This window comes from Vibrio sp. 070316B (assembly GCF_013114115.1).
Lineage (GTDB): Bacteria > Pseudomonadota > Gammaproteobacteria > Enterobacterales > Vibrionaceae > Vibrio > Vibrio chagasii_B.
In genome coordinates this window covers 34,767-57,158 of the sequence record NZ_VTYC01000032.1, presented here as the reverse complement: position 1 = coordinate 57,158, position 22,392 = coordinate 34,767, and the positions used below count along the sequence as shown (strand labels likewise).

Below are 22,392 nucleotides of genomic sequence, written 5' to 3'. Positions count from 1 at the left end.
GTTCGAAGCACATTAACTATGAAAATTTCTGATCTAACAACTCAAATGGCTAGGGTTAATAACAATAAGACAGAAAAACAAGCGAAGGTCAGCCGTGTGCTGACCTTTTCTTGTGTTGATGGACCGGGAAATCGGCTTGTACTGTTTCTACAGGGGTGCAATTTTGACTGTATAACCTGTCATAACCCTCATACCATCAATCACTGTAATCATTGCGGAGATTGCGTTAGTGGCTGCCCAAGTGGTGCCTTGAGTACTATTGGTGGCAAAGTGATATGGGACCCGGTGGCATGCAAAAATTGCGACCAGTGTATTGATGTTTGTGGTCACAAATCGAGCCCGAAAATCACCACGATGACGGTTTCAGAAGTGCTAGAACTTGTGAGACATAACCAGTTCTTCCTGAGTGGTATTACCGTGTCGGGCGGAGAAGCGACCATGCAGTTGCCGTTTATCATTGATCTATTTGAAGCGATGAAAAGCGATGCGCAGCTAGCGCATCTCACATGTTTTATTGATAGCAATGGCTCGCTGTCAAAACAAGGTTGGGACAAGGTGTTGCCTTATCTTGATGGAGCGATGATTGATCTTAAATCTTGGCAATCAGAAACCCATAACTGGCTAGTGGGGAGAGGGAATCATCGTGTGTTTGAAACCATCAACTATCTAGCGGAACAAGGTAAGTTACACGAAGTTAGGCTTTTGCATATTCCTGGTAAGAGTGACCTTGAGGAAGAGATAAACCAAGTTGGGTATTACTTGAAAGGATTGCCAGCTGATGTTCGGATTCGACTCAATGCTTTTCAACATCACGGCGTGATTGGCGAGGCGTTGGAGTGGCCGAAGTGTACAAAACAACAGATGCAAAGCTTCCACGACCAGCTCTACACGATTGTTCAAAGGCCGATGCAAACGCCAGAGGTGTACACTTAATATTCTCGGTTATCAATGACCAAAGAGTTAGGCTTCTAAAAACAGGTCACACAGCCATTTGATCGCCTGATCATTCATGTTTGGCTTGTTCCACACTAAGCTGTACGCCACTTTTCCGTAATCGAAGGGGAGTGGCTTACTCACTAATCCGTGGGCTTGTTTTGCGTGTTCAGTCCACTGTTTCGAACAAGTGAATAGGAAGGGGGTATGGTGACAAAGTACTGCTGCTGCACCAAAGTCAGCGACCGAAATAGCCATCTCTCTTGGCTTATGGCGTTGCACTAAGCTTTGTTCAAAGTAAGGCTGTGACAGTTCATTATCTAAGATGCCAATGTGCTTGTAGTCTAGGTACCCCTCTACCGTAAGCTCTTGCTGTGCGAGCGGGTGGTGAGCACCCATCAAGCACACCATCTCATCCGGCAGGATCGTTTCCCACACCAGATCTTTGTTGTCTGTCGGAGGTTGGGAGATATCGTGAGGTAATAAGATCAAATTAACCTTGCCGCTGAGCAAAGCATCGAACCCAAGCTGCTGTTTCGAATAGATATGAAGTTTTGCTTTCGGAGCAAGATCCGTGGTGATTCTGCTGATTTTAGAGGCGAATACTTCAAAAGTACTCTCACGCATCGAGAGTGAAAAGCTGCCTTGGTATTCCTCTGGAGCGAAGCTCTTCTGATGAAGCAATCCATTCATGCTGGAAAGGATCGCGTGAACCGTTGGAGCGATTTGAAGAGCAAAGGGCGTTGGGATGAGCTTAGTGCCATCTCGGTAGAACAGCTCGTCGTTGAGGATCTCACGAAGCTGAGACAGGGTCTTACTCACACTTGATGGGCTGACACAGAGCTGCTCAGAAGTTTGAGTCACGCTATGGGTATTAAGCATTATGTGTAGGGCAGTGAGGTGCTTAAGGCTCACTCTCGATAAGTGTAAGTAATCCATGTATGACTCACGCATTCAAATTGGCTTGTGATTTTGAATTTACACTAAAACCGAGCAAGCCAAATTGATAAAGGTTATTTACGAGCTAACTTATGGTGAGCTCGTGAAAAGTGGCCTGCACAAAATGCACCAACGATGGAAAGCTCACCGGCTAAACACAATGCAGCACAAACCTCAGCTAAGGCTTGGGATTTACCATTGCCGTGCAGCCCTAGCAAATCAAGACACGCTTTTTGGCTTGGAAGGCTTGTACCACCACCAACAGTACCCACCATTAGGTTAGGAAGTGTTACGCTTGCGTATAAGCCACCTTCTTTGTTCAACTCCATGCGAGTCATGCCTATGGCAGATTCTGCAACACACGCTGCGTCTTGTCCGCAAGCAATATAAAGTGCAGCCAGTGCATTAGCGTAATGGGCATTGATACCGATAGTGCCGCTCAGAGCGCCGCCCACAGTGGTCATTTGACCAAACTGAACCATCTTCTCTGGCGTGGTATGTAGATACTTAGCAACAAGTTCTGCTGGGATATTAACTTCAGCGGTTACCTTTTTGCCGCGCACGCTGCGCAAGGTTTGGGTATTGGCTTTCTTATCACCCGACAAGTTACCATCAAGGAAGGCATGGTCAGGCTTAACTGGTGTGTGTTCGATGATGTACTCAAATACCGCGTTGGTCGCGATGGTCACCATATTCTGACCAGATGCGTCTCCCGTTAGAAACTCAAACACCAAGTAAACATGGTTGCCTTCAATGTTGATATTGATGTCGGTCAGTTTGCCGTGAGAAGTGGTCGATTCTGCTAAGGTTTTAAACTTTTCATATTGGGTCACGGCCCATGCCACAAATTGCCCGGCTTCCACTAAGCCTTGAAAGGCAAACCCTGGGGTGCGCGTAACACCTTCATTGAGCAACATCGCACTCGCGCCGCCACAGGCACTAATGAGTTTAGAACCACGGTTGTAAGACGCGACAAGTGCTGCTTCGGTTGTTGCCAGTGGAACTAGGTAATCACCTTGGGCAAACAAGCCGTTGACGCGCAATGGGCCAGAGATACCTACAGGTACCTTAACAGTGCCAACGAAGTGCTCGATGTTTTTTTCATAGGCTTGCATCTGGCTTTCAGTATGAGGGTCGAGTAGCTCTTTTTGTGATTCTTGATTATCGAGAGCAGTCCAACGACGTGTCACATTCTTTTCTGTCAGGTAAGGGCTAGGTGTCAGCTTGTTTGCTGGCTTTTCAAAATGAGGTTGGAGTTTATTTTCTAATTCGTCTGCGGAGATATCGCCCCCTAAAATAGAAACATAGTCACGGCGATGCAGATTTAGTTTTGGCATAAATAGTATGAAGTAAAGTTTGTGCAGCAAAATGGTTTGCGCTGATTCTACCGAGTAATAAACCAGAAACAAGCGCCAGATATAATGAGTTACAGTTTGTGTGCTTATTACGTCAAAAAGTATTAAAAGTGCTTGAACCAAAGGGATTCAGACTACAGGAACCGGACGTTAAATTCGATTATAGATCAGTTCAACAGATCAGCACGGCCTAGATATGGATATCGAGTAGGCTACCAATGGCTTCATTTTGGCGATCAACTACACTAGCACCGACTCGGTTATAGCTAGCACTTTGGGTTAATTTGATCAGTGCATCGTTTGATGAAGAAGAGGGTTCTGACTCTTTGTCTTTGAATGAAAGGGACTGTTCGGGTTCAACTTGATTAAAGCTGAGATCACTGCCTTTGAAAACATCATCAGATTCAAAAGTATCTTTAGAGACTGGGGGGTGCTCAGACGCTTGTTTGAGCTCGATCGCCGCTTCTTCAGCCATGTTGGCAGACTGCTGAATAATGGCGTAACCAGATTGAATACCAGATATCGACATAGCAGGACCTTTAATTGACGTATGGGAAGAGTCTAGGTGGACGATATTTTAAGCGCAATGTTGAGAAGGGGAAATCTACGGTGAAACGGTGAACTTAAGCTAAAATAGTGATATCTGTCTATTAACTGAACAGATCGTTAAGTGCATTTAGCTCTTCGTCGGTAAGCAGAGTTTCTTTCTCTGTTTCCAGATTACCGTCAATCTCACCCTGCAACGCTTTTAGTTGCTCCGGGTTAAGAAGCTGGATCTGCTGTTTAAATGCTTCAAATTGTTGTGTATTCATAATGTGACCTTGCTGCAATTCCATATGCTCTAATGAGCATAGACTACTGTTACCGGAAATCAAACAAGATTAAGTGAATATTAAAATAAATTTGTCGTTTCCTAGAACTAAGACAACTATAGGTTTCTGTGGTCGTTTTTTGTCCGAGGAATGTTAAGCAAAGTTATGGCTTGGTCAATCAAGGTCAGAAAATTCTTACAATGTAAAAATCGTCCTAGCCCTTTTGTAGTAAGGGTAGGCAAGGAGTTACTCTACCCAGTTGTAGGTATTTTTGAAGAGAAGTATTACTGCAACAAATGATCAAAAGGTGAGCGATTCATGCTATCCTTTTGTTTTTACAGTATTTTGTTTGCTCTTCAAGAATCTTCTTTATCGAGTGGTTTATCAATCTTTACCTTAACCGCAAATTTGGTCGCTAGCGTATGCAGTTCTGGAAGCATTCGATAGATCAAATGCAGCTGCTGTAGGACCATCCTGACAGAACTCTCATCTTCTTCTCGCCATTCACTTAAACGCTTGTCCAAATCCGGATCGTAAGTATTTTTAACCTCACATTGCTCGCAGTGCGAATAGAGCTGATCATTAAGTGCGTCGAGGTGCTCATGTATCACACGGTGAGCGTCTAATACTAGCTTGTGTGTCGCTTCGTCGTCGATACGAGTTCTATGGGCTCCTAACGCCGAAATGTAGCTTAATAGGGCGTGGTTGAGTGTTAGAAAACGGAAACTCTCATCTTCAGAAGTACGGTATTTCCCAGGTTCGACTAACATACTGCTGATCGCCACGGTCAGATTCGCATCGTTATTGTGCGCACTGCGACGAGCGATACGGTAATTCAGCGTGTCTTTCTTGCCGACTCGGTACTGACCGATGATTTGCGCTAAATAGTTTTTGTTGGCGTCCAGCGCGTCAGCCATTACCTTGTGTAGTCGCTTTGATTGCCAATCGGGCAACACATAAACGACAGCTAGCACCGCCAGAGCACACCCAATGAAGGTATCTGCAAGCCTTGGCAGAACGACAGCGTAGCCTTCACCAAGCTGGTTAAAGCAGAACAGTACCAATAGGGTGATGAAGCCTGTCGCGAAGCCGTAGTTATTAATACGGAACGCAAAGAACATCACACCACTGATCACAATGAATACCAACTGGCTTTCTTGAGAAGGGAAGAAGGTCAACAGTGGCACACCGATCAACAGGCCAGCAACGGTACCAATAACACGAGCAGTCAGCTTTTGGCGGGTAGCACTGTAGTTTGGTTGGCAAACAAACAATGTCGTTAGCAAGATCCAATAACCGCGTTCGATCTCAAACCCTTGGATGATTCCGTAGCCAAGTGTCAGTGTGATTGCCATACGAATGGCATGGCGAAAGAGCATAGAGTCAGTATGAAGGTTGGCTTTGATCTTTTGCCACATTGCCGAGAGCGTATGTGGGTTGGTGTCGTCTAATACATCTTCCTCTAGCTTTTCCGCATCTGGGTTACTGATGTTTGATAGCTGCTTCTCAACGGTCGCTAGGTTATTGAACAGATAATCCAGTTGGTTCAACAACGGCTTCCATTCAGGCTTATTTTGTTGATGTAGGTGGTTGAGTGAAGACATTAATTCATCCAGCGCTAACACTGACTTATCACCATGTTGATACTCGGTGCCGACCTTGAGTGAGCTCGCCACCTCTTTACATGCCGTTGCCTGCGCTTCCAGTAGGTATTTGAAGCGGAATAGCACATCAGAGCGTTCAAAGTGTTTAGCAAGCTCTTGATAACGATAGTGGGTCGAACTCACACGCTCGTGAATGTCTTGCGCGATGAAATAAGTGTTTAAGAAGCGGTCACTAGGGCCATCAATGTGCCCACGCTTAGAACGGTTAAGTAGCGTTGCTTTACACATGTTGAGCGCATTCACGGTACTCGCATTCAATTTGGCTTCAATAATGCGGTGTGGTTGCGGAATAAGGTCAGAAACAGGGTAGAAAAGCTCTGCTTTCGATTCCATGTAGGTGCCAATTTGGTCGAACACTGTGGCAAGGTTCTGCTGTACAGGTTGCATCGGCCACACGATTTGCCAAATCATCGACATGAAGTAGTACCAAGCCGCGCCCGTTAAGAGTAATAAAGGTTGAAACCATAAGTTGATGCTCTCATGGGCGCCGAGCATGGTGTATATGGCCACTAGCAGAGAACCAAAGGCGATACTGGCGTATTTCGGGCCAATTGCGCCTAGCATGATGAATGAGAATGTTGATGCAAATAAACCTAAAGCGAACAACCACGGCGTGTCGAAAAGAAGTTCAATAGAAAAGGCAGCGATTGCAAAACAGATAAAGGTTAAGGTCAGGGCTTTTAAGCGACCGGTAAAGCTGTCATCACTTTCGGCCAGTGCGGCTGCGATGACACCTAGAATCAGAGGGGTGATGAGTGTGTTCTGTCCATAATACCAAGCAGGCACCACCACACCGAGCAGAGTGATGAGAATTAATACGCTGTAATTTATGGTTTTATTTGCCCAATAGAGGCGTAATTTGGCTGAAAATTCCACAGTCACTCGCTTGACGCACTAAAAACCATAATCCTAACAGAAATCAAGCACAAGAATTTGATACTTATCCATAATTGTCCATAGGTGGTCATGAAAGCGTCGATAAGATATGAGATATTATTAATTCTCATTGCATCATGATATAAATTCAATATTCCCAATTAAGAGCACACTCCAATGCAGCTAAGCGCTAACAAGACTGCACAATTTTTTATTCAAAATGAATACCATCAGGTTGAACTCGATGGTTCACGTCTGCTGTTGTCGTCAGTGGGCAGTGAGGAACGTATCCCGTTTACTATTTGGAGTGGCAAGATCGCGATCAAACGCGGATTGTTTTGGGGATCGTTACAGTTTTTTGCTAACCAACAAGACGGAAAGCAGCGCAGTTGGTTAGTTCAAGGTCTACCTTGGGACCAGTGTCGTCAGTTTGCACGTGCATCTGTGGCGGCATACCAAAAATGGCACGACACACAGTGTGAGCAGCTGGCCGAACACGTACCTCAATGGGAAGCTGAGTTATTACGCTTAGAGCAACTTCCAGCCTTTCTTCCTCATTCTAAAGTCAACACTTGGGTTGAGAAGGTTAACTCTGGCCTAGAGAGTATGACGATGACTCTGGACGAAGCTGCGCAGCGTATGCCAAATCGCATCGCAAGAATGCAGCCGTGGTTGTCAGACACCGAGGTTAAGCAAGCGGAAAGAAACCAGCAATGGCTTGAGACCGAGAGAAAAAACTGGGAAGTGTTGTTTGCTCAGTGTGAGTCATCTCCGTTGAACCTGTCACAGCAATATGCGGTTTTGATGAACGATGACCACAATCTGATTCTTGCAGGTGCGGGCTCAGGGAAAACCAGTGTTCTGACAGCACGTGTCGCTTATTTATTGCAAAGTCACCAAGCGCAAGCCGAAGAGCTTTTATTGCTTGCCTTTGGTCGTGAAGCGGCCGAAGAGATGAAGCAGCGCCTCGACAGTAAAATTGGGTTGTCCGCTGAGAAGGTTCAAGTGAATACCTTCCACCAGTTGGGTTTGAAGATCTTGAATGAGGTTGAAACCGAACGTGTGGTGATTTCTCCGTTAGCACTTGATGATAACCAGCGCCAAGCATGGTGTATTGATTGGTTGAAGAAGCACTGGATGACGCCTACCAACTTCAAACGTTGGCAAAAACACTTATCTAAATGGCCGATTGCTTACCTGACGGGTGATGACGAGCTAGGCAGTCACGTTTCAAACCTTAAACTGATTGGCTGGCTTGAAAAGCAACTAGAACAGCTGAACGCATCAGGCTTAACCAAGAAAGAAGTACAGCAGCAGCTTATTGACCACCGCGATTACACACGTCTTAACAGCGAACTATCACTTTGCTGGCCATGTGTTACGGCGTGGCAAAAGGCACTGAAAGAAGAGAACCATATCGATTTCTCGACCATGATCAGCCGTGCAACTCAGTACGTCGAAAAAGGTAAGTTTATCTCGCCTTGGAAGTTCATCATGATCGACGAATATCAAGATATCTCTCCTGATCGCCTTGCCTTGGTAGAGGCACTGTGTAACCAGTCTAAAGCGGAGCACCAAGCGTCTATTTTTGCCGTGGGTGATGACTGGCAATCCATCTACCAATTTGCGGGTGCAGACGTTGATTTAACTACAGGTTTTAAAGATCGTTTCGCGAGCTCGACAATTCATCACCTCGATACCACGTATCGTTTCAACAATCAGTTGGGCGCAGTAGCGAATCGCTTTGTGCAGGAAAACCCAATTCAGTTACCGAAAGAGCTGAACAGCTTCAAGCAACAGAAGCAAAAGGCGGTATACAGTGCGCCAAGTAAAGAAGTTGAGAAGATTCTTGATCAACTTAACCGTCAATCTAAAGGCAAAACTAACAAGTCGGTGTTATTGCTTGGTCGTAACCACTATCACAGGCCAGAATTATTGGAAGACTGGAAGAAGATTTTCACCTCCATTGATATCAACTTCATGACTTGTCACGCCAGTAAGGGTAAAGAAGCAGACTTCGTTATTATCCTTTGCGTGGATGAAGGACAATTCCCAGCGAAGAAGAAGCAACTGCATATTGATGGTGCATTGACTGAATCGTCAGACGTGTTCCCATACGCGGAAGAACGTCGCTTGTTCTACGTAGCGATGACACGTGCTAAAGAGAAAGTGTGGATCACGCACAGTGGCGATGGTTCTGGCTTCGTACAAGAGCTACACGGCTCCGACTACCCTGTAGTCCGTAAAAAGTAGTCGTCTAGCTAGGGTGTTTAGGTAGGGGTTTAAGTCGCATTCGCCTGTATTTTATTTGCAGACATAAAGCAGAAGGACATGCATATGGAACATGGATCAATCAACTATATCGAATTTGCCGCGAAAGATATTGCAGCGACCAAGGCGTTTTTCAGCCAAGCGTTTGGTTGGCGCTTTGAGGACTATGGTCCTGAGTATTCCGCTTTTGAAGGTAAAGGGTTAATGGGCGGTTTTTACTTGGCTGATTTGTCTTCTGATGCAGAAAAAGGCGGGGCATTGATGGTTTTCTACAGTGAAGATCTCGAACAGACCGAACGTGACGTGCTTGACGCGGGGGGAGAGATCAATCGTGAAATATTCAGTTTCCCAGGTGGTCGACGCTTTCATTTTCGTGAGCCAAGTGGCAACGAAATGGCGGTGTGGAGTGACAAATAGCCTTTTTTCATAACTCTATATTTAGATAAAAAGAAAGCCTGCGATTAAGCAGGCTTTTTTGTCTGTGACGTACTCATCTGTCTTAACGAGAATTAGGTACGCTCAGCCAGATACGCTTCGTAATCTGGAATCTCGATAACAACTTCTTCTTCAAGTAGTGAAGAGTTGAAAAGGAAGTTCGCAGTAGCGCGGTTGGTTGCTACAGGAATGTTCCAAACACTCGCGATACGCAGTAGTGCTTTTACATCAGGGTCGTGCGGTACGGCATTGAGTGGATCCCAGAAGAAGATCAGCATGTCGATCTTGCCTTCTGAAATTAGAGCGCCAAGTTGTTGGTCGCCACCCATTGGGCCACTGATCATGCTCTTGATTGCTAAACCTGTCTCTTTGCTTAGCAGAGAACCCGTTGTACCCGTCGCATAAAGGAAGTGGCTTTGTAGCTTCTCTTTATTCTCTTTTACCCATCTTAGAAGCTCAGGTTTGAAGTGGTCATGAGCGACTAGAGCGATATGTTTATGCGTTGGCATAGTACGCGTTGTTTTTTGCATGAATGTTCCCTAAATTATTGTTCGTATTTTTATAGTTATTGAGTGCTTGGTTCAATATAACACTATGGATTCACACTGAATACCGGCCGAAACTCAGAAGGTGACAATGAATCGGCAATAATTTGATCTTTGAGTGTTGCAGGGGTCAGAGCTTCAATTTTTGGTGCACTGTGCATCTCGTAAGGTTGGTCTCGTAGATAGCTCACCGCTTGTTTTACCGACAAGCGACCCTGTTCCACCATTTTGTCTGTTGGTGCAAAAAGTACCTTGTTTCGCAGCAAACCTCGGTAAGTCCCGTGACTTAGGTAGCTAGAAATCAGCCCAATCTCATCGGTTTTGTCCGCCGCTCTTAGCTCGCTGATTGCAGCCTCAACCGCGACGGCACTGCCGACAATGTATTTTACGTGAGCTTGTTCTATTACTTGTTGTACAAGATTGCGTTGTAGCTCTTTGTCGTTGTCAGCCCAATAGCTCACATCGATTTTTACATCGCTATCTTTAATCGCGTCATAGAATCCTAACGCCACAGGTTTGGTGCCGCCACTCGCTTGAGGGCCAAGCAAGAGTGCAATGGGTGTTTCGCCTGAACCTTTAGGATGAAGCTTGGCAAGGTATTCACCTACTTGAAAGCCCATCTTGTACCAATCAACACCAACCGTGCCTTTCAAGACTTTTTGCTGCTCCTTGCTTAGTGTTAACTCATTCACGGTCGCAAACACTGGTGTCGATCCAACCCAGTCGGTGAGGTTATCGTGATAGGCGTCTGGTGATACTGTGCCTAAAATAATGGCATCGGCACCCCATTGAGTACAAAGCACGAGTTGCGAGGCTTGCTTGCCGATATTTGGGTAGCCTCCAGCTTCTAGCACTCGTAGCTCAACCTGCAATTTTTCGGCTTCGGAAATCATGCCGTAATTCACAGATAACCAATAGGAATCCTTGAGGTGTGGGTAGATGGCGCAAATCTTCTCTTTTTGTGACGTCGCAGTTGCCGGTTTGATAGGGCTTAATAGCTCATCAGCGCTAGCGGAAGAGGCGGCTAACGCAAATAAAGATAAAAGAAGTTTTGACGCGAAGGATTTAGTGCGCATGAATTGCCGTTTTATTGGTTTTAGATAAGAAACACTGCAAAATATAGCGTATTCTGCAGGGGTAAAGAAGAACGTTTTAAGGTTTAGGTTTTATGTTGTTAGCTTCAGCAAGTATTGGACGCAAGTTGCTGGCCTCATTTTTAGTGATGGCGATGCTCGTTCTTTTGTCAGCATTGATCGGGGTATCTGGATTTAGCTTTGTTGCAAAAACAGAAAGAAACGTCGTCGATTCTGCTTTGCCTGCGATGATTGAAGCTCGTCAGGTGTCTGAGTTGAGTAATCGTATCATTTCGTCTGTGCAAACTCTTTCTAATGCGAGAAATGAAGCTGAGCGAAAAGAAGCTGGCACACTGCTGTTTGATCAGCTCGAGTCTTTGTTGCAACACATCAAAGACCTGGGTGTCGATAGTTTCGACTCAGAGCTGCTGCATAAACTTGAAAATAACGTGCAGAGCGTTATCAACACGCTAGCTGAACTGGGCGTTTCAGTAGAACGTAAACTCTGGCTAACCAAAGAGCTGACGTCGCGCGTTGAAGAGATGCGCTTATTGGCTGAAGAGCTAGAACAGCTGACTCGAACTCAAGTGCTGAATACCGCAACCATAGCCGTTGCTAACGTTACCCATATCTATGACCTGCTAGAAACTAAAGAAACCGATAAAGCTTACCAAGCCTTGGATGCGCTGGTGGAAGTAGACCTTGACCTATCAGAGCGTCTTCACGAATTACACCTTCTTGCGTTTAAAATGCTTAACCAAATTGAGGAAACTCAAACGGTAACCAATGTTGAGCGTATCCACCAAATCCAGACCGAGTTTGAAGCGAATCATAGGATCATGGTGCGCCGCGTGAAAGCGGTAGAGGATCCAACACGTTCAGAGCAAATGTCTCAGCTTCTCCATGAATTACAAAAGCGCCAAGTGGTGTTTGATATCTCTTTGGAACAGTATGAGAACACCAAGAAGTCTGAGCTATTGATGCAGAACACATTAAAGCTATTCTCAGAGCTGAACACCACGGTAAACCAACTGATCGACGACTCCAACTTGAGCACAAAAAAGGCGGTAGATGAACTGACTTCTACGTTAAGCCTCGCGCAATGGTCGCTGTCGGTGATCTCTATTATTGGTTTGGTGATAGTGGCGTTTATTGTGTGGCGAGTGGTGTATGTGTCGGTCGTGAAACGCCTTGCTGAATACTCTGCTGCCTTGATGTCTATTGCTCAAGGGCGTCTCAATATCGATATCTCGGTAAAAGGTAACGATGAGCTTGCCCACATGGGTGAGGCGATCATCACAGCAAGAAACACTGCGCAGGCGCTACAAGTGGTGGCTGTGGGTGAGGCTAAAGCGAAACGAGAGCTAGAAGAACACAAAGAGCACCTTGAAGAGCTGATCACAGAGCGAACTTACCAGCTTCAACAAACCAACGAAAAGCTGAACGTCGAGGTGACGAATCACGCCAAAGCGCGAAGTGCCGCCGAGCAAGCGAGCCGTGCTAAGTCAGCTTTCTTGGCGACGATGAGCCATGAAATCAGAACACCTATGAATGGGGTATTGGGTACGGCCCGTTTGCTAAAAGATACCGGGCTGAACTCTCTGCAATCGGGCTATGCTGACATCATTAACCGCAGCGGTAAGAACTTATTAGCCATTCTCAACGATGTATTGGACTACTCTAAAATTGAAGCTGGGCACCTTGAGATAAGGATTGCGTCTTTTGACTTGCATCAAATGGTTCAAGATACCTATCAATTGATGGAAGGGCGCGCAGCCGAGAAGAAGCTTGGCTTTAGCTACCATATTGAGAGCGATGTACAGCGCTACTGGCGTGGTGATGTCACCCGTATTAGCCAGATATTGAATAACCTGGTTGGTAACGCAATTAAGTTTACCGATAAAGGTGATGTCGACATCTTCATCAGCTTAGATCTCGAAGATGAAAACCGCGTCATGTTTGAAGTGTCCGATACGGGCGTTGGGATACATGAAAGCGAACAAAAGTGCTTGTTTGATGCGTTTAGCCAAACCAACAGTGGTCGAAACACAACGGGTGGCACTGGGCTAGGTCTGGCGATCAGTAAACGCATCATGTTGGCAATGAATGGTGATATTGGCGTTCATTCAGAAGAGGGGGAAGGCAGTCAGTTTTGGTTCTCTTTACCGCTTCAAGCTGGTGAAAAAATCGAAACTAAAGCTGCAGTGGTTGAAACCTGTATCCGCGCTAAAGTGCTGTTGATTGAAGACAACCCAGTGAACTGCATTGTTGCCGAAGGCTTCCTAAACAACCTAGGGCATGAGGTCGTGATTGCCACAACCGGACAAGAAGCTCGTCAGATATACAGTGAACAGGTCTTTGATATTGCACTTGTTGATATCAACCTCCCGGACTGCGATGGCGTTGAGCTTATTCAGCAACTGAAAGAGATCGAGGTTCAAGCATCTGCTTTAGACTGTTTACCTGAGAGCACGACACAGTATGCGCTTCCTATGGTGGCGGTATCGGCTCATGTGTTTAATGAAGAAGTAGAAAGTTATTTGGCGTCTGGCTTTGATGGCTTCTTACCAAAACCTCTTGAGAAAGAAGCGCTTGCAAGGCTGATTGTGACTCAACTAGATGGCAAGACCTTGCTATTGCCACAGCCTGATCCTAATGATTCGACCTGCCAAAGAAACCAAGATGGTTTTTGTGAAAAGCGTAATGAGAGCGACCTAGTAGTCGAAAGCAAAGTTAAACAGCCAGACCAAGAGGAAAGCCCTGTGACCACTTCTGATAGCAAACTGATAATTGATAGCAAAGTAATAGAAGGCGACTTGTCTATTCTTGGTTTGGACAAGATGAAGCAGATTGTCGGGCTCTTTGAACAAAGCAGCCTTGAAACGTTAAAAGAAATGGCTGACGCCAATGATGCGGAGAACGCCCGTGAGGTGAAATCGCTCGCTCATAAGCTCAAAGGGTCGGCTGGCAGCTTAGGACTATTAGCCTTGTTTGAATTGTGTAAGAACATTGAGATAAGCAGTGAGCCATTAACGCAATACAAGAACAGCTCTGAAGAATTAACAGAGCTAGTTAAAGACTCTCTAGCGGCGTTGCAACAACATGTCTGATATAAAATGTTCTCTGCCACATAATGAGCTTCTTAGGCTAAGCTGAGCTCTGTCTAACTGCGCATCCAGAAACAAAAAATCCTCAGCCAAGACAGAGGATTTTTGTTTTTAAAGCGGCATCTGAGGACTAACGATTTTCGAAACGGTTGTAGTCCAACAGGCCGAACTCAATTGGTTGGTCTTGCTGGTACCAACGATGTACACGGTCACTGAATGGCCAGAACTCACTAGAGCTGCGTCGGATGGCAAACTTATCAAGCAGCGCTACGTAATCTTCTTCAGTCTGTAAGGTTTGTAGAGACTTCACTAGAGTTGGAATTTCCTTCTCTGTCAGTGATAGGTAAGCGGCTGGATAGCTGCCTACAATGCCTCGGACGAGCGTTAAGTCGTCATTAGCGTAATCTCTGTTACCTTCTTCGTTAAACAGGCTAGAAATGTTGCTGTGAGCGTTGTTGTGAATCATGGTGAACAGCTGCTCTTCACCGTTTTCGCCTTCAATCATGATCATCACGAGTTGAGGGACATGGCGTAGGCCTTCACCTCTAACCAAGCTTACCTGTTTAAGCAGTGCTTCATTTTTACGGCTAAAGCCAGTATCAACGATCTCATAACGGTCATTAAGAATTGGGTTCAACTTATCTTTAAGCTTATCGAGCAACTCACGTTTTGGATCGGCTGTTTTGTACACCACGCTAGTTGGCTGATCAAAAGGTGCGATATTACGTTGCAAGAAGTCGCTCAACTGGACGCTTTGATTTTGGTACCAGCTTGAGTGCTCAAGGTGGCGTACATCCTTTGGAAGTAGTGTTAAGAAGTTACTTTCACCTTCAAGGCGTAAGAAATCCATAAACATACGCGTGATGAGCTGGTGGCCGAAGTTTCCGTAAACATCGAAGCCAGCTACAAGTAGGTAATGAATTCTCTCTAAAAGTGCGTAATCCAGAATCCACGCGGTTTTTGGTTGAGGGCCTACTAAGCCTTGCACAACTGATGCACTGTCAAAGTGACGGAAAACAGTAAGGGCAGCGTTCGGGTTGGTCCCATTGCCATCCCAGATAACGTCTGTCGTTAAGTTCTCGCCATTCTTAAACCACTTATTAGCAAAATCTGATTTCCCTTCTAGGTAACGTGCTTGCTGTTTTGAATATCTAACCCAGTTAGTTGCAGGAACCGTGTTACTTTCAAGTTCACTTGGAAGCTTAAGATTGTCACGTTGGCTTGTATAGAAGGCGTTGATCTCTGGAAGATCGGCTTTGTCTGGGTCGATAAAGAATACCCAGAATCGGTCGTTAATCACGTTCAATGCTAACTGACCACGACATACTGGGCCTTTGATGTAAGCCATGATGGTGTTCTGAGCGTTGTCGAGCATGAACTTAAAGCGAGAGTTTACCGGCAAAGCTTCAAACGAGGTCATTGGGTTCGCGGCAACATCAATATCGTAACTTGGCAGCTTATCTACAGTGTAATCGGCATCAACAAACCAAGTGTTCCAGCTTTGCAGGCGCTCTTCGTTGAGGGCAAAAGGCATGTGTGTCTTGTCGACAATTGTGCCTTGCTCAGGGATAAGACGGTAGTACACGCGTGGTACTTTTGGATCGTCATAAGGACGACGAGTGGTGATGCGCTTAACTGGTTCGCCAGGAGGTGTAGCAGAACGAACGATCGAGAAGAAACGTGTCGGCTGTCCTAAATCAGAAAAATAAACGTGTGATAAGAACAAGTGCTCATAGATGTAACGTGCTGAAAGCTGGCTCTTTCTTGAACTTTTGTTGAGGAACTTTTCGTAAGTATTAACCAGCTCTTGCTCAGCTTCACTTAGCGGAATATGTTCGTTCATCAAAGCGCCATTTTCTAGCCAGCTCATCAGAGTCGCGTATTCTGTCTTGTCTAAGTTAGGCATCCCATAAGGCATACCCCACGTAGGGTAATCTCTCTCATATTGAGCGTACTCTTCGATAGTCGGACACTGCTGGTCACGATCGATGGAAAAGTCGAAGCCTTCTAGCTGCGTTTGCTCCGGAAGTGGATGATTCTCTTTCTGAATCAACATACGAGAGACAAGCCCAGCATCTAAGTTAGCGGTCGAGTTCTGCATACGTTCGTTGAGAACAGGGTGGAAATCAGCGTCGCGCCACTCTTGTGTGGTCAACGCATCTTCAAACAAGCGAGTAGGAGCCGATGCCGTTAAACGCGTACCTTGATAAACCAGTGCTTTACTTGCACCTCGGTCGATACCCTCCACAGAAGACATTTTTAGTTGGCAAGGAGCATCATAGCAGGCGTGACAAACCACACATCGGTTATCAATGATCGGTTTAACTTCGTTGAGAAAGTGTTGCGATTGAGCTGAAAGGATAGGAGTTTGGCGATCACGAACTTGTTGTTCGCCAAACAGCTCATCGAAGTTTAGACCCGCGTACACGGCACAACCTGAGAACACGCTGACAAGAGACAAAATGAAGAGTTTTTTCAAATTCATACGTACTTAGATATTTGGCATTTTTTCTAATTATATCGAAAACGATTGAAAATGCTCATGTTCTGACAATTTTGTAGACAAGATCTCTATAGGATTGAGCGATTCGCAAGGCTTGGCTGCGGGCATAGAGCTCAGTATTCAGACCTACTGGTTAACGTAACAAACAGAAAAGGGGACTGAGAGTCGCTCAAATTCCTTTATCCAACGCCATTGGTTGTCTTGTAATTTGTCTCCAGGGCCTTTGACTTCTATCCAGTGAAATTGGTCATCTTTAAAAGCGATCAGGTCAGGCATTCCGGTTCTAAACAGTTTTAGGTCACTCAATATGACTTTGAAGAGATCGATCAGCAAGGCTCGTGGTACTGAGTGGATGCTATGTTCGATGAGTGCTTTAGGGAAGTGATTCCAATGAACAAACGGATTAGCAATGCCAAGCTTTTCATCATAGACATCGAGCAAGTGTTCAATACCTTGGTTCGAGATGGTTTGGAATACGGCATTGATTTGCAATTCACGCTTTTGTTGAAAGTCGGAATGATAGAGATCCAGCGGTCTATGTTGGTAGCGGTTGATAAACGCCCCCTCCACATCTGAGAAAATCACATCCCAAAACGCTAAGCCGAATAACCCACACAGAAAGCTGTTCTCGGAAAAGTAGACGTCCCAACCTTGAGTTTCAAAATGTTGCTTAACGGCAAGTTCAACTCTGGTTTGGCTTAGGTCTAATTCCAACCTAATTTGTTCGCAAATCGGCTTTGGTGCGCGTGGAACCTTTTGCCGCTGCTTGCGTAGCAATCGCTGCTCAAGCTTAACGGCGACTTCCAGTTCTGATACATCGGATGGATTTGTTTGCATCTCCGTGACGGTGTCACTCATTAGGTTTAGCTCATCTTGCTTGTCGTAGATGCGAGCAAGCCGCTCTCTGCTCGGTGGAAGTGATGATTTTTTAAACCAATGGACGGCTTTTTCGTTCTGATTGAGTCTTTCTAGATCACGAGCAATGTCATTGATCAGGCGTGCTCGTTTTCTCGCGATGGTGCGATGTTCTGATTCACACGGTAAGGATTGCAAAAGGTGCTCAAGAACATCGCTGTCCTTACGGTCACCTTCATAATATTGGCGCTGAACATCGCGCATTGAGATCAGTTGATTGAGCTGCTCTCTGGAGTTGAAGAAGCGACGCTGCTTGCTCAATGGGTAGTTTTCAAAAGTGTTGAGGCCAAGATCGCTTAAAACGAACTGACTGAGATCTTGGTATGTATTGGCAAAAAAGAGTAGCAGTAATACATCGATAACTTCGGCTTCAATAACATGGATACAGTCAAATGTTAAGGCTTGATAATTATCAAAAGGTTGTTGAGTCAGCAGCCCCAATAGCACGTCCTTTTTAGCCGACTTACTGCTTTTGAGGGGAGGAAATAGGTTTAATAGCTCAGGCTTGGTGAGCAAGTGTAAGCCCAACTCATGCTCTGTGATGACAAGGTTGTGTGTAGCTTTAGGATTACTCAGTGCGATAAAGCCGGATGTGCTCAGCTCTTGCAGCGCATCGGGAAGGTTGGGTATTTCAACGTAGTCGAGTTTATCACTGCGAAACCAGCACCCCTTACGAGACAGCAAACGAACCATTAAACACTGGCTAGGTGTAGAAAGGCGCTTGTAACCTTGTAGCCAACGAGTTTCATCGGCGCTTAGAAGGTCAGGGTAGTACGTTTGAGCGTGTTCAATCAGTCGATTGAAGTTGTCGAGGTAGTAAGTTGGGTGTAGTTGAGGAGTGGATTCTAATGTCACTTGATACGTCGCTTCATACAAAAAGAGCCTAACCCTAAGGTTAAGCTCTTTCTTTTCAAATTCAATCTTTTATCAGATTAAGCTTGAGATGCTTTTAGCTCAGCCGCTTTCGCTTCAGACATTGGCTTAGTGATGATTGCTAGAACAATACATACTGCCATCATTGCTGCAGAAATAGTGTAAGCAAGGCCGTAGCTGTCGCCGTTAGTCATCGAGTAACCAACAACCGCTGTACCGATTGCACCACCGATACCCCATGCCGTGTAAAGCACGCCGTAGTTAGTACCGTAGTTTTTAAGGCCGTAGAACTCAGCTGTAAGCGTTGGGAATACTGCTAGTAGAGTACCGTAACCAACCGCTGCTACTGCAGTACCGATGATTAGCGTGAACTCAGTGTTAAACGTAGCGAATAGCGCCATGTTTGCACCTTGCAGAATGAACGCAAGTAGAAGAGTACGAACGCCACCGATTTTGTCAGCAAGCATACCAGCAGCAACACGACCGCCTGAGTTAAATACAGCAAGGATAGAAGCAAGGTAAACCGCGTTCGGTAGGTTTGCTTGTGCGCTTGCGATACTTGTGATGTTACCGATGATCATTAGACCAACAGAAGCTGCGAATGCGTACATGATCCATAGAGAGTAGAACTGAGGAGTCTTCAGCATTACTTTCCAAGATAAGTCTTCGCTCTTCTTAACAGCTTTTGGAGCTTGGCCAGCTTTTACTTTTGGTTCAGCTGGAGCGTAACCCGCTGGTGGGTTGTTTATTGTTGCTGCTAGAGGTACAGCGATTGCTAGTACACCAACACCAAGAATCTTAAAGCTTGTTTGGATGCCCATGCTCTCGATAAGAGCAGCAGTAACTGGAGCAAGGTAAATTGCCGCTAGACCGAAGCCTGCTGCGATAAGACCGTTAACCATACCTTTCTTAGAAGGGTGGAACCACTTCATTGCAGAAGGAGAAAGACATGCGTAACCGAAGCCGATACCAGCGCCTGCCATCACACCGAATGTGATGTTTAGCATTAGTGGAGAAGTCGCAAAACCAGATGCGATCATGCCAAGGCCAGTAAGAGCTGTACCAAGAATTAGGATCTTACGTGGACCCATGCGGTCTTGTAGGATACCAGCAACAAGAAGACAGATAGAGAATGTGATTGTTGCAGTCGCGTATGGTGCTGATGCTTCAGCTGCAGACCAGCCTTCACCTTGTAGGGCTTTGTTAAATACACTCCAAGCATACAGGATGCCAAGACAAAGGTTGATACAGAAGCCTGCTAGCAGGATACGTGTAGCTTTATCAATCTTGCTCATTTTTATTCTCAGTTTTGTCTTTGGTCTAGTGAGAGCCACAGGACTAAAGACGGGTTATTGTGATTGTTTCTTCAAAATTAGTTTGCGTTTATCAACAGATAGCGCAAAAGAGCGCGGATTATAACCAATAAAAATGTGATTGGAATCTCTTTTTCCATTTTTATCAAAATTAAACTTGAGTTGTTAAAGAACTGTTTTTTATGCGTGTTGCAGTTGTTGTTAACACCTTTCTTTTTTGTACACTTTGCTGGTTTAGGCTCCAGTATTCATGCTTTTACCCAATCTCTTCCTGCTAGTGCCCCTACAAACTGTGCTGTCATCACATCATTGCAATTAATTTTAAATTATTTCTGCGGTTAATTTTGTGTAACAAAATAAATCAAATTGGACATTAATCGCCACAACCCTAGAGGGGACTTAGTTTGTTGAATTTATGAATGTTAATTGATTGTTAACATGGTGCTTTGTGTTTCTTGTTGGTTACAATTTGTTCGTTTTTTGGGCTTGTTTTGTCCGTAAAAAGTGGGAAAATAGCCTGCAAACTGAGATTTCAAATTTGAAAGGATGCGTTTCTAGTCTACAAAGAGGCAAGTGTTATGAAACTATTTTTAATTCTACTGATGTCGATTACTGGTGGTGTAGCAGCCGCTGATCATATTCATTCTTTCTTATTCGGTTTCTACATTGCAGCACTTGCAGTGGGAAGTTGCTACTGGCTTGCATTCCGCAGCACACGTTTCCCTCAGTTAGCTCTAGTGCTTCTACTGTGTGGCTTCTTTGCTAAAATCGCGGTAACAGTGGTAGGTGTGTCTTGGGGTATCTCTAACGATATTATCCAGTCACCATTCATCTTCTCATTGTCTTACCTATTCTTCTTAGTGGTTGTGTCTTACGTGTGGTTCTCTTACCGCGATAAGCTGACACTAAAGAAACGTGAGAAACAGATTGAAGAGTCTCGCAAGCAAGCTGCAGCATAGTTTAAAACAGATTTTCAAAAGCCTTCTTCGGAAGGCTTTTTTGATCCTGCGAGAACCTATATGACCTCAGATAAAAGAAACCCCAATATGGCGACATACTGGGGTTTCTTGTTATCGAGCCAGGAATGAAGAGCGTTTTACTTTTTCATCATTTTCGCTAGATCCGCGAACGGGTTATGTGTCGCCGTTTGGTGGTCGTCTAAACGTGCCGTGGCATCGACACCGTAGCGTTCGTGGTCTGTGTATTTAGAATGTTCATGATCGTGACAGTAAAGACACAATAGTTCCCAGTTACTGCCGTCTTCAGGGTTATTGGTGTGGTCGTGGTCGACGTGGTGAACCGTCAGCTCTCTTAGGTTCGAGTAAACAAATTCACGTGCACACTTACCACAAACCCAAGGGTAAAGTTTGAGTGCTTTCTCACGGTAACCTTGCTCTTGGCGAGCGTATGCCGCGCTTGAGCCATTGTAATCTGAAGACATTGCCAAATTCCTATTTGTTGTAATCAGTCGATATTATCACAGCTTTATTGAAGCTCTAGAGGTGTTGTCACTAAATGATACTTTGCTTTAACCAACATCAATTTTACGCTGGGCTGGTTTGTGAACGCTAAGACAAAGGGGGCTGTATGTTGGATATGTCTTTCTGGAATAAGGCATGCTTAACAGTTTGAAAAGAAAACGCATTGAGGGGTTTTAACCGAGTAAATGTGACCTAATATCTGTTGGTAAGACCCTATACTAATAAGGAAATATCATGTCAGAACAATACACACCACCAAAAGTGTGGGTTAACGATGCTGCTGGTGGTAACAAGTGGGCAAATATTAATAGTCCTGAATCTGGCGCTCGATTCGACAAAGATCTGGCTGTTGGTGAACATGCTCTGCAACTCTACTCTCTTGGCACACCTAATGGCCAAAAAGTGACCATCATGCTCGAAGAGCTACTAGCCGCGGGTGTGAAAGAAGCTGAATATGATGCGTACTTGATCAACATTGGAGAGTCGGATCAATTCTCTTCTGGTTTTGTTGGCGTAAATCCTAACTCGAAAATTCCTGCTTTGGTCGATAAGTCTGGCAGTGAAGATGTGAACGTTTTTGAATCGGCTTCCATTCTTGTTCATCTGGCTGAAAAGTTTGGTCACTTCTTACCGAAAGAGGGCGCTGCTCGTTCTCAAACGTTTAACTGGCTATTTTGGGCACAAGGCTCAGCACCATTCCTAGGTGGCGGCTTTGGTCACTTCTACGCTTACGCAGATGAAAAGCAAGAGTACCCAATTAACCGTTTCGCGATGGAAGCTAAGCGTCAACTAGACGTACTGGACAAGCAGTTAGCAAACAGTACCTTTGTTGCTGGAGAAGAGCTGACTATCGCTGATATGGCGATTTGGCCTTGGTATGGCAACCTAGTACTCGGTAACCTTTATGATGCTGCTGAGTTCTTACAAGTGGAGTCTTACACTAATGTCGTTCGCTGGGCGAAGTTGCTTGAAGCGCGAGAGGGTTTCCAACGCGGTCGTATTATTAACCGCTCATGGGGCGAAGAGTGGGAACAAGTACCAGAGCGCCATTCTGCAGAAGACATTGACCGAGTTTTAAAGCTTAAGCCTTAGCCTTGATTTGAACAACATTGATGATTTTTTCGAAACGCCATATCTCGATAGAGGTATGGCGTTTTTCTTTAGCTAGTATAAGAAAATAACGAAAATTGTGTCTTTAGCTCTACTTTAATTTAAGCAATTTATTCAATCGCTTATGAGTAATTGCCTTTGTGGTTAAGACAAAAAACAATAGTCATCGAGACGGAGTAAATCTATA

The 22,392-nt window shown here is 45.1% G+C and carries 17 protein-coding genes; 6 read left to right on the top strand and 11 right to left on the bottom strand.

All coding sequences use genetic code 11. The features are described 5' to 3' along the window. The first annotated feature begins 18 nt into the window (after window positions 1-18). On the top strand, window positions 19-933 hold the full coding sequence (locus F0251_RS19755; protein ID WP_171731661.1) for a YjjW family glycine radical enzyme activase: 915 nt from the start codon (window positions 19-21) through the stop codon (window positions 931-933). Window positions 934-960: 27 nt separating this feature from the next. Here the strand turns inward: F0251_RS19755 and F0251_RS19750 are convergent, their stop codons facing one another. From F0251_RS19750 to yccS, 5 genes are all read right to left on the bottom strand, one after another. Continuing rightward, window positions 961-1,872 carry a LysR family transcriptional regulator gene (locus F0251_RS19750; RefSeq protein ID WP_171731660.1) on the bottom strand — a complete coding sequence of 304 codons (912 nt, stop codon included), beginning with the start codon at window positions 1,870-1,872 and terminating at the stop codon, window positions 961-963. A gap of 74 nt (window positions 1,873-1,946) precedes the next feature. After that, complete coding sequence (locus tag F0251_RS19745) at window positions 1,947-3,209, bottom strand: hydroxymethylglutaryl-CoA reductase (RefSeq protein ID WP_061031341.1); 1,263 nt, start codon at window positions 3,207-3,209, stop codon at window positions 1,947-1,949. A 208-nt stretch (window positions 3,210-3,417) separates the two neighbouring features. After that, entirely contained in the window at window positions 3,418-3,756 is a 339-nt protein-coding gene (locus F0251_RS19740) for a hypothetical protein (RefSeq protein WP_061031159.1), read from the bottom strand. Window positions 3,757-3,877: 121 nt separating this feature from the next. After that, on the bottom strand, window positions 3,878-4,063 hold the full coding sequence (locus tag F0251_RS19735) for a hypothetical protein (protein WP_061031158.1): 186 nt from the start codon (window positions 4,061-4,063) through the stop codon (window positions 3,878-3,880). 332 nt (window positions 4,064-4,395) lie between these two features. Further along, window positions 4,396-6,579, bottom strand: coding sequence for a YccS family putative transporter (gene yccS, locus F0251_RS19730; RefSeq protein ID WP_061031157.1), 2,184 nt, complete (start codon window positions 6,577-6,579; stop codon window positions 4,396-4,398). A 177-nt stretch (window positions 6,580-6,756) separates the two neighbouring features. Between yccS and helD the strand changes: the two genes are divergently transcribed. Beyond that, window positions 6,757-8,832 (top strand): DNA helicase IV, encoded by a 2,076-nt coding sequence (gene helD, locus F0251_RS19725; RefSeq protein WP_171731659.1) that lies wholly within the window; start codon window positions 6,757-6,759, stop codon window positions 8,830-8,832. An 84-nt stretch (window positions 8,833-8,916) separates the two neighbouring features. Further along, window positions 8,917-9,267, top strand: coding sequence for a VOC family protein (locus F0251_RS19720; RefSeq protein WP_116870827.1), 351 nt, complete (start codon window positions 8,917-8,919; stop codon window positions 9,265-9,267). 92 nt (window positions 9,268-9,359) lie between these two features. Here F0251_RS19720 and F0251_RS19715 read toward each other — a convergent pair whose 3' ends face one another. Together F0251_RS19715 and torT are read right to left on the bottom strand one after the other, a co-directional pair. Then, entirely contained in the window at window positions 9,360-9,815 is a 456-nt protein-coding gene (locus F0251_RS19715) for a methylglyoxal synthase (protein WP_008218843.1), read from the bottom strand. A 62-nt stretch (window positions 9,816-9,877) separates the two neighbouring features. Beyond that, complete coding sequence (gene torT, locus F0251_RS19710; RefSeq protein WP_061031154.1) at window positions 9,878-10,906, bottom strand: TMAO reductase system periplasmic protein TorT; 1,029 nt, start codon at window positions 10,904-10,906, stop codon at window positions 9,878-9,880. A 92-nt stretch (window positions 10,907-10,998) separates the two neighbouring features. Here torT and torS point away from each other — a divergent pair, with 92 nt between their 5' ends. Then, window positions 10,999-14,013: a TMAO reductase system sensor histidine kinase/response regulator TorS gene (gene torS, locus F0251_RS19705; protein WP_171731658.1), complete on the top strand. Its 3,015-nt coding sequence runs from the start codon at window positions 10,999-11,001 to the stop codon at window positions 14,011-14,013. Window positions 14,014-14,140: 127 nt separating this feature from the next. On the opposite strand, the gene F0251_RS19700 is transcribed toward torS, so the two are convergent. The 3 genes from F0251_RS19700 to F0251_RS19690 all read right to left on the bottom strand — a co-directional run bounded on the left by F0251_RS19700 (window position 14,141) and on the right by F0251_RS19690 (window position 19,596). After that, the gene (locus F0251_RS19700) at window positions 14,141-16,495 is read right to left on the bottom strand and encodes a fatty acid cis/trans isomerase (RefSeq protein WP_171731657.1); all 2,355 of its coding nucleotides are present in this window, start codon (window positions 16,493-16,495) and stop codon (window positions 14,141-14,143) included. Between the two features lie 144 nt (window positions 16,496-16,639). Next, window positions 16,640-18,304, bottom strand: coding sequence for a VRR-NUC domain-containing protein (locus tag F0251_RS19695; protein WP_171731656.1), 1,665 nt, complete (start codon window positions 18,302-18,304; stop codon window positions 16,640-16,642). A gap of 56 nt (window positions 18,305-18,360) precedes the next feature. After that, window positions 18,361-19,596 carry an OFA family MFS transporter gene (locus F0251_RS19690; protein ID WP_061031150.1) on the bottom strand — a complete coding sequence of 412 codons (1,236 nt, stop codon included), beginning with the start codon at window positions 19,594-19,596 and terminating at the stop codon, window positions 18,361-18,363. A gap of 596 nt (window positions 19,597-20,192) precedes the next feature. Between F0251_RS19690 and F0251_RS19685 the strand changes: the two genes are divergently transcribed. Next, entirely contained in the window at window positions 20,193-20,573 is a 381-nt protein-coding gene (locus tag F0251_RS19685; protein ID WP_105023277.1) for an NADH:ubiquinone oxidoreductase, read from the top strand. A 137-nt stretch (window positions 20,574-20,710) separates the two neighbouring features. Here F0251_RS19685 and F0251_RS19680 read toward each other — a convergent pair whose 3' ends face one another. Then, window positions 20,711-21,055, bottom strand: a complete 345-nt coding sequence (locus F0251_RS19680) for a YajD family HNH nuclease (RefSeq protein ID WP_004740276.1) — start codon at window positions 21,053-21,055, stop codon at window positions 20,711-20,713. Between the two features lie 274 nt (window positions 21,056-21,329). On the opposite strand from F0251_RS19680, the gene yghU reads away from it, so the two are divergent. Beyond that, the gene (gene yghU, locus F0251_RS19675) at window positions 21,330-22,187 is read left to right on the top strand and encodes a glutathione-dependent disulfide-bond oxidoreductase (protein WP_171731655.1); all 858 of its coding nucleotides are present in this window, start codon (window positions 21,330-21,332) and stop codon (window positions 22,185-22,187) included. Window positions 22,188-22,392: the final 205 nt, after the last annotated feature.

Bases quoted from the DNA above. Each gene is read 5' to 3' on its own strand.
- F0251_RS19755 (WP_171731661.1), top strand. From the start codon at position 19: ATGAAAATTTCTGATCTAACAACTCAAATGGCTAGGGTTAATAACAAT.
- F0251_RS19750 (WP_171731660.1), bottom strand. From the start codon at position 1,872: ATGGATTACTTACACTTATCGAGAGTGAGCCTTAAGCACCTCACTGCC.
- F0251_RS19745 (WP_061031341.1), bottom strand. From the start codon at position 3,209: ATGCCAAAACTAAATCTGCATCGCCGTGACTATGTTTCTATTTTAGGG.
- F0251_RS19740 (WP_061031159.1), bottom strand. From the start codon at position 3,756: ATGTCGATATCTGGTATTCAATCTGGTTACGCCATTATTCAGCAGTCT.
- F0251_RS19735 (WP_061031158.1), bottom strand. From the start codon at position 4,063: ATGGAATTGCAGCAAGGTCACATTATGAATACACAACAATTTGAAGCA.
- helD (WP_171731659.1), top strand. From the start codon at position 6,757: ATGCAGCTAAGCGCTAACAAGACTGCACAATTTTTTATTCAAAATGAA.
- F0251_RS19720 (WP_116870827.1), top strand. From the start codon at position 8,917: ATGGAACATGGATCAATCAACTATATCGAATTTGCCGCGAAAGATATT.
- F0251_RS19715 (WP_008218843.1), bottom strand. From the start codon at position 9,815: ATGCAAAAAACAACGCGTACTATGCCAACGCATAAACATATCGCTCTA.
- torT (WP_061031154.1), bottom strand. From the start codon at position 10,906: ATGCGCACTAAATCCTTCGCGTCAAAACTTCTTTTATCTTTATTTGCG.
- torS (WP_171731658.1), top strand. From the start codon at position 10,999: ATGTTGTTAGCTTCAGCAAGTATTGGACGCAAGTTGCTGGCCTCATTT.
- F0251_RS19700 (WP_171731657.1), bottom strand. From the start codon at position 16,495: ATGAATTTGAAAAAACTCTTCATTTTGTCTCTTGTCAGCGTGTTCTCA.
- F0251_RS19690 (WP_061031150.1), bottom strand. From the start codon at position 19,596: ATGAGCAAGATTGATAAAGCTACACGTATCCTGCTAGCAGGCTTCTGT.
- F0251_RS19685 (WP_105023277.1), top strand. From the start codon at position 20,193: ATGAAACTATTTTTAATTCTACTGATGTCGATTACTGGTGGTGTAGCA.
- F0251_RS19680 (WP_004740276.1), bottom strand. From the start codon at position 21,055: ATGTCTTCAGATTACAATGGCTCAAGCGCGGCATACGCTCGCCAAGAG.
- yghU (WP_171731655.1), top strand. From the start codon at position 21,330: ATGTCAGAACAATACACACCACCAAAAGTGTGGGTTAACGATGCTGCT.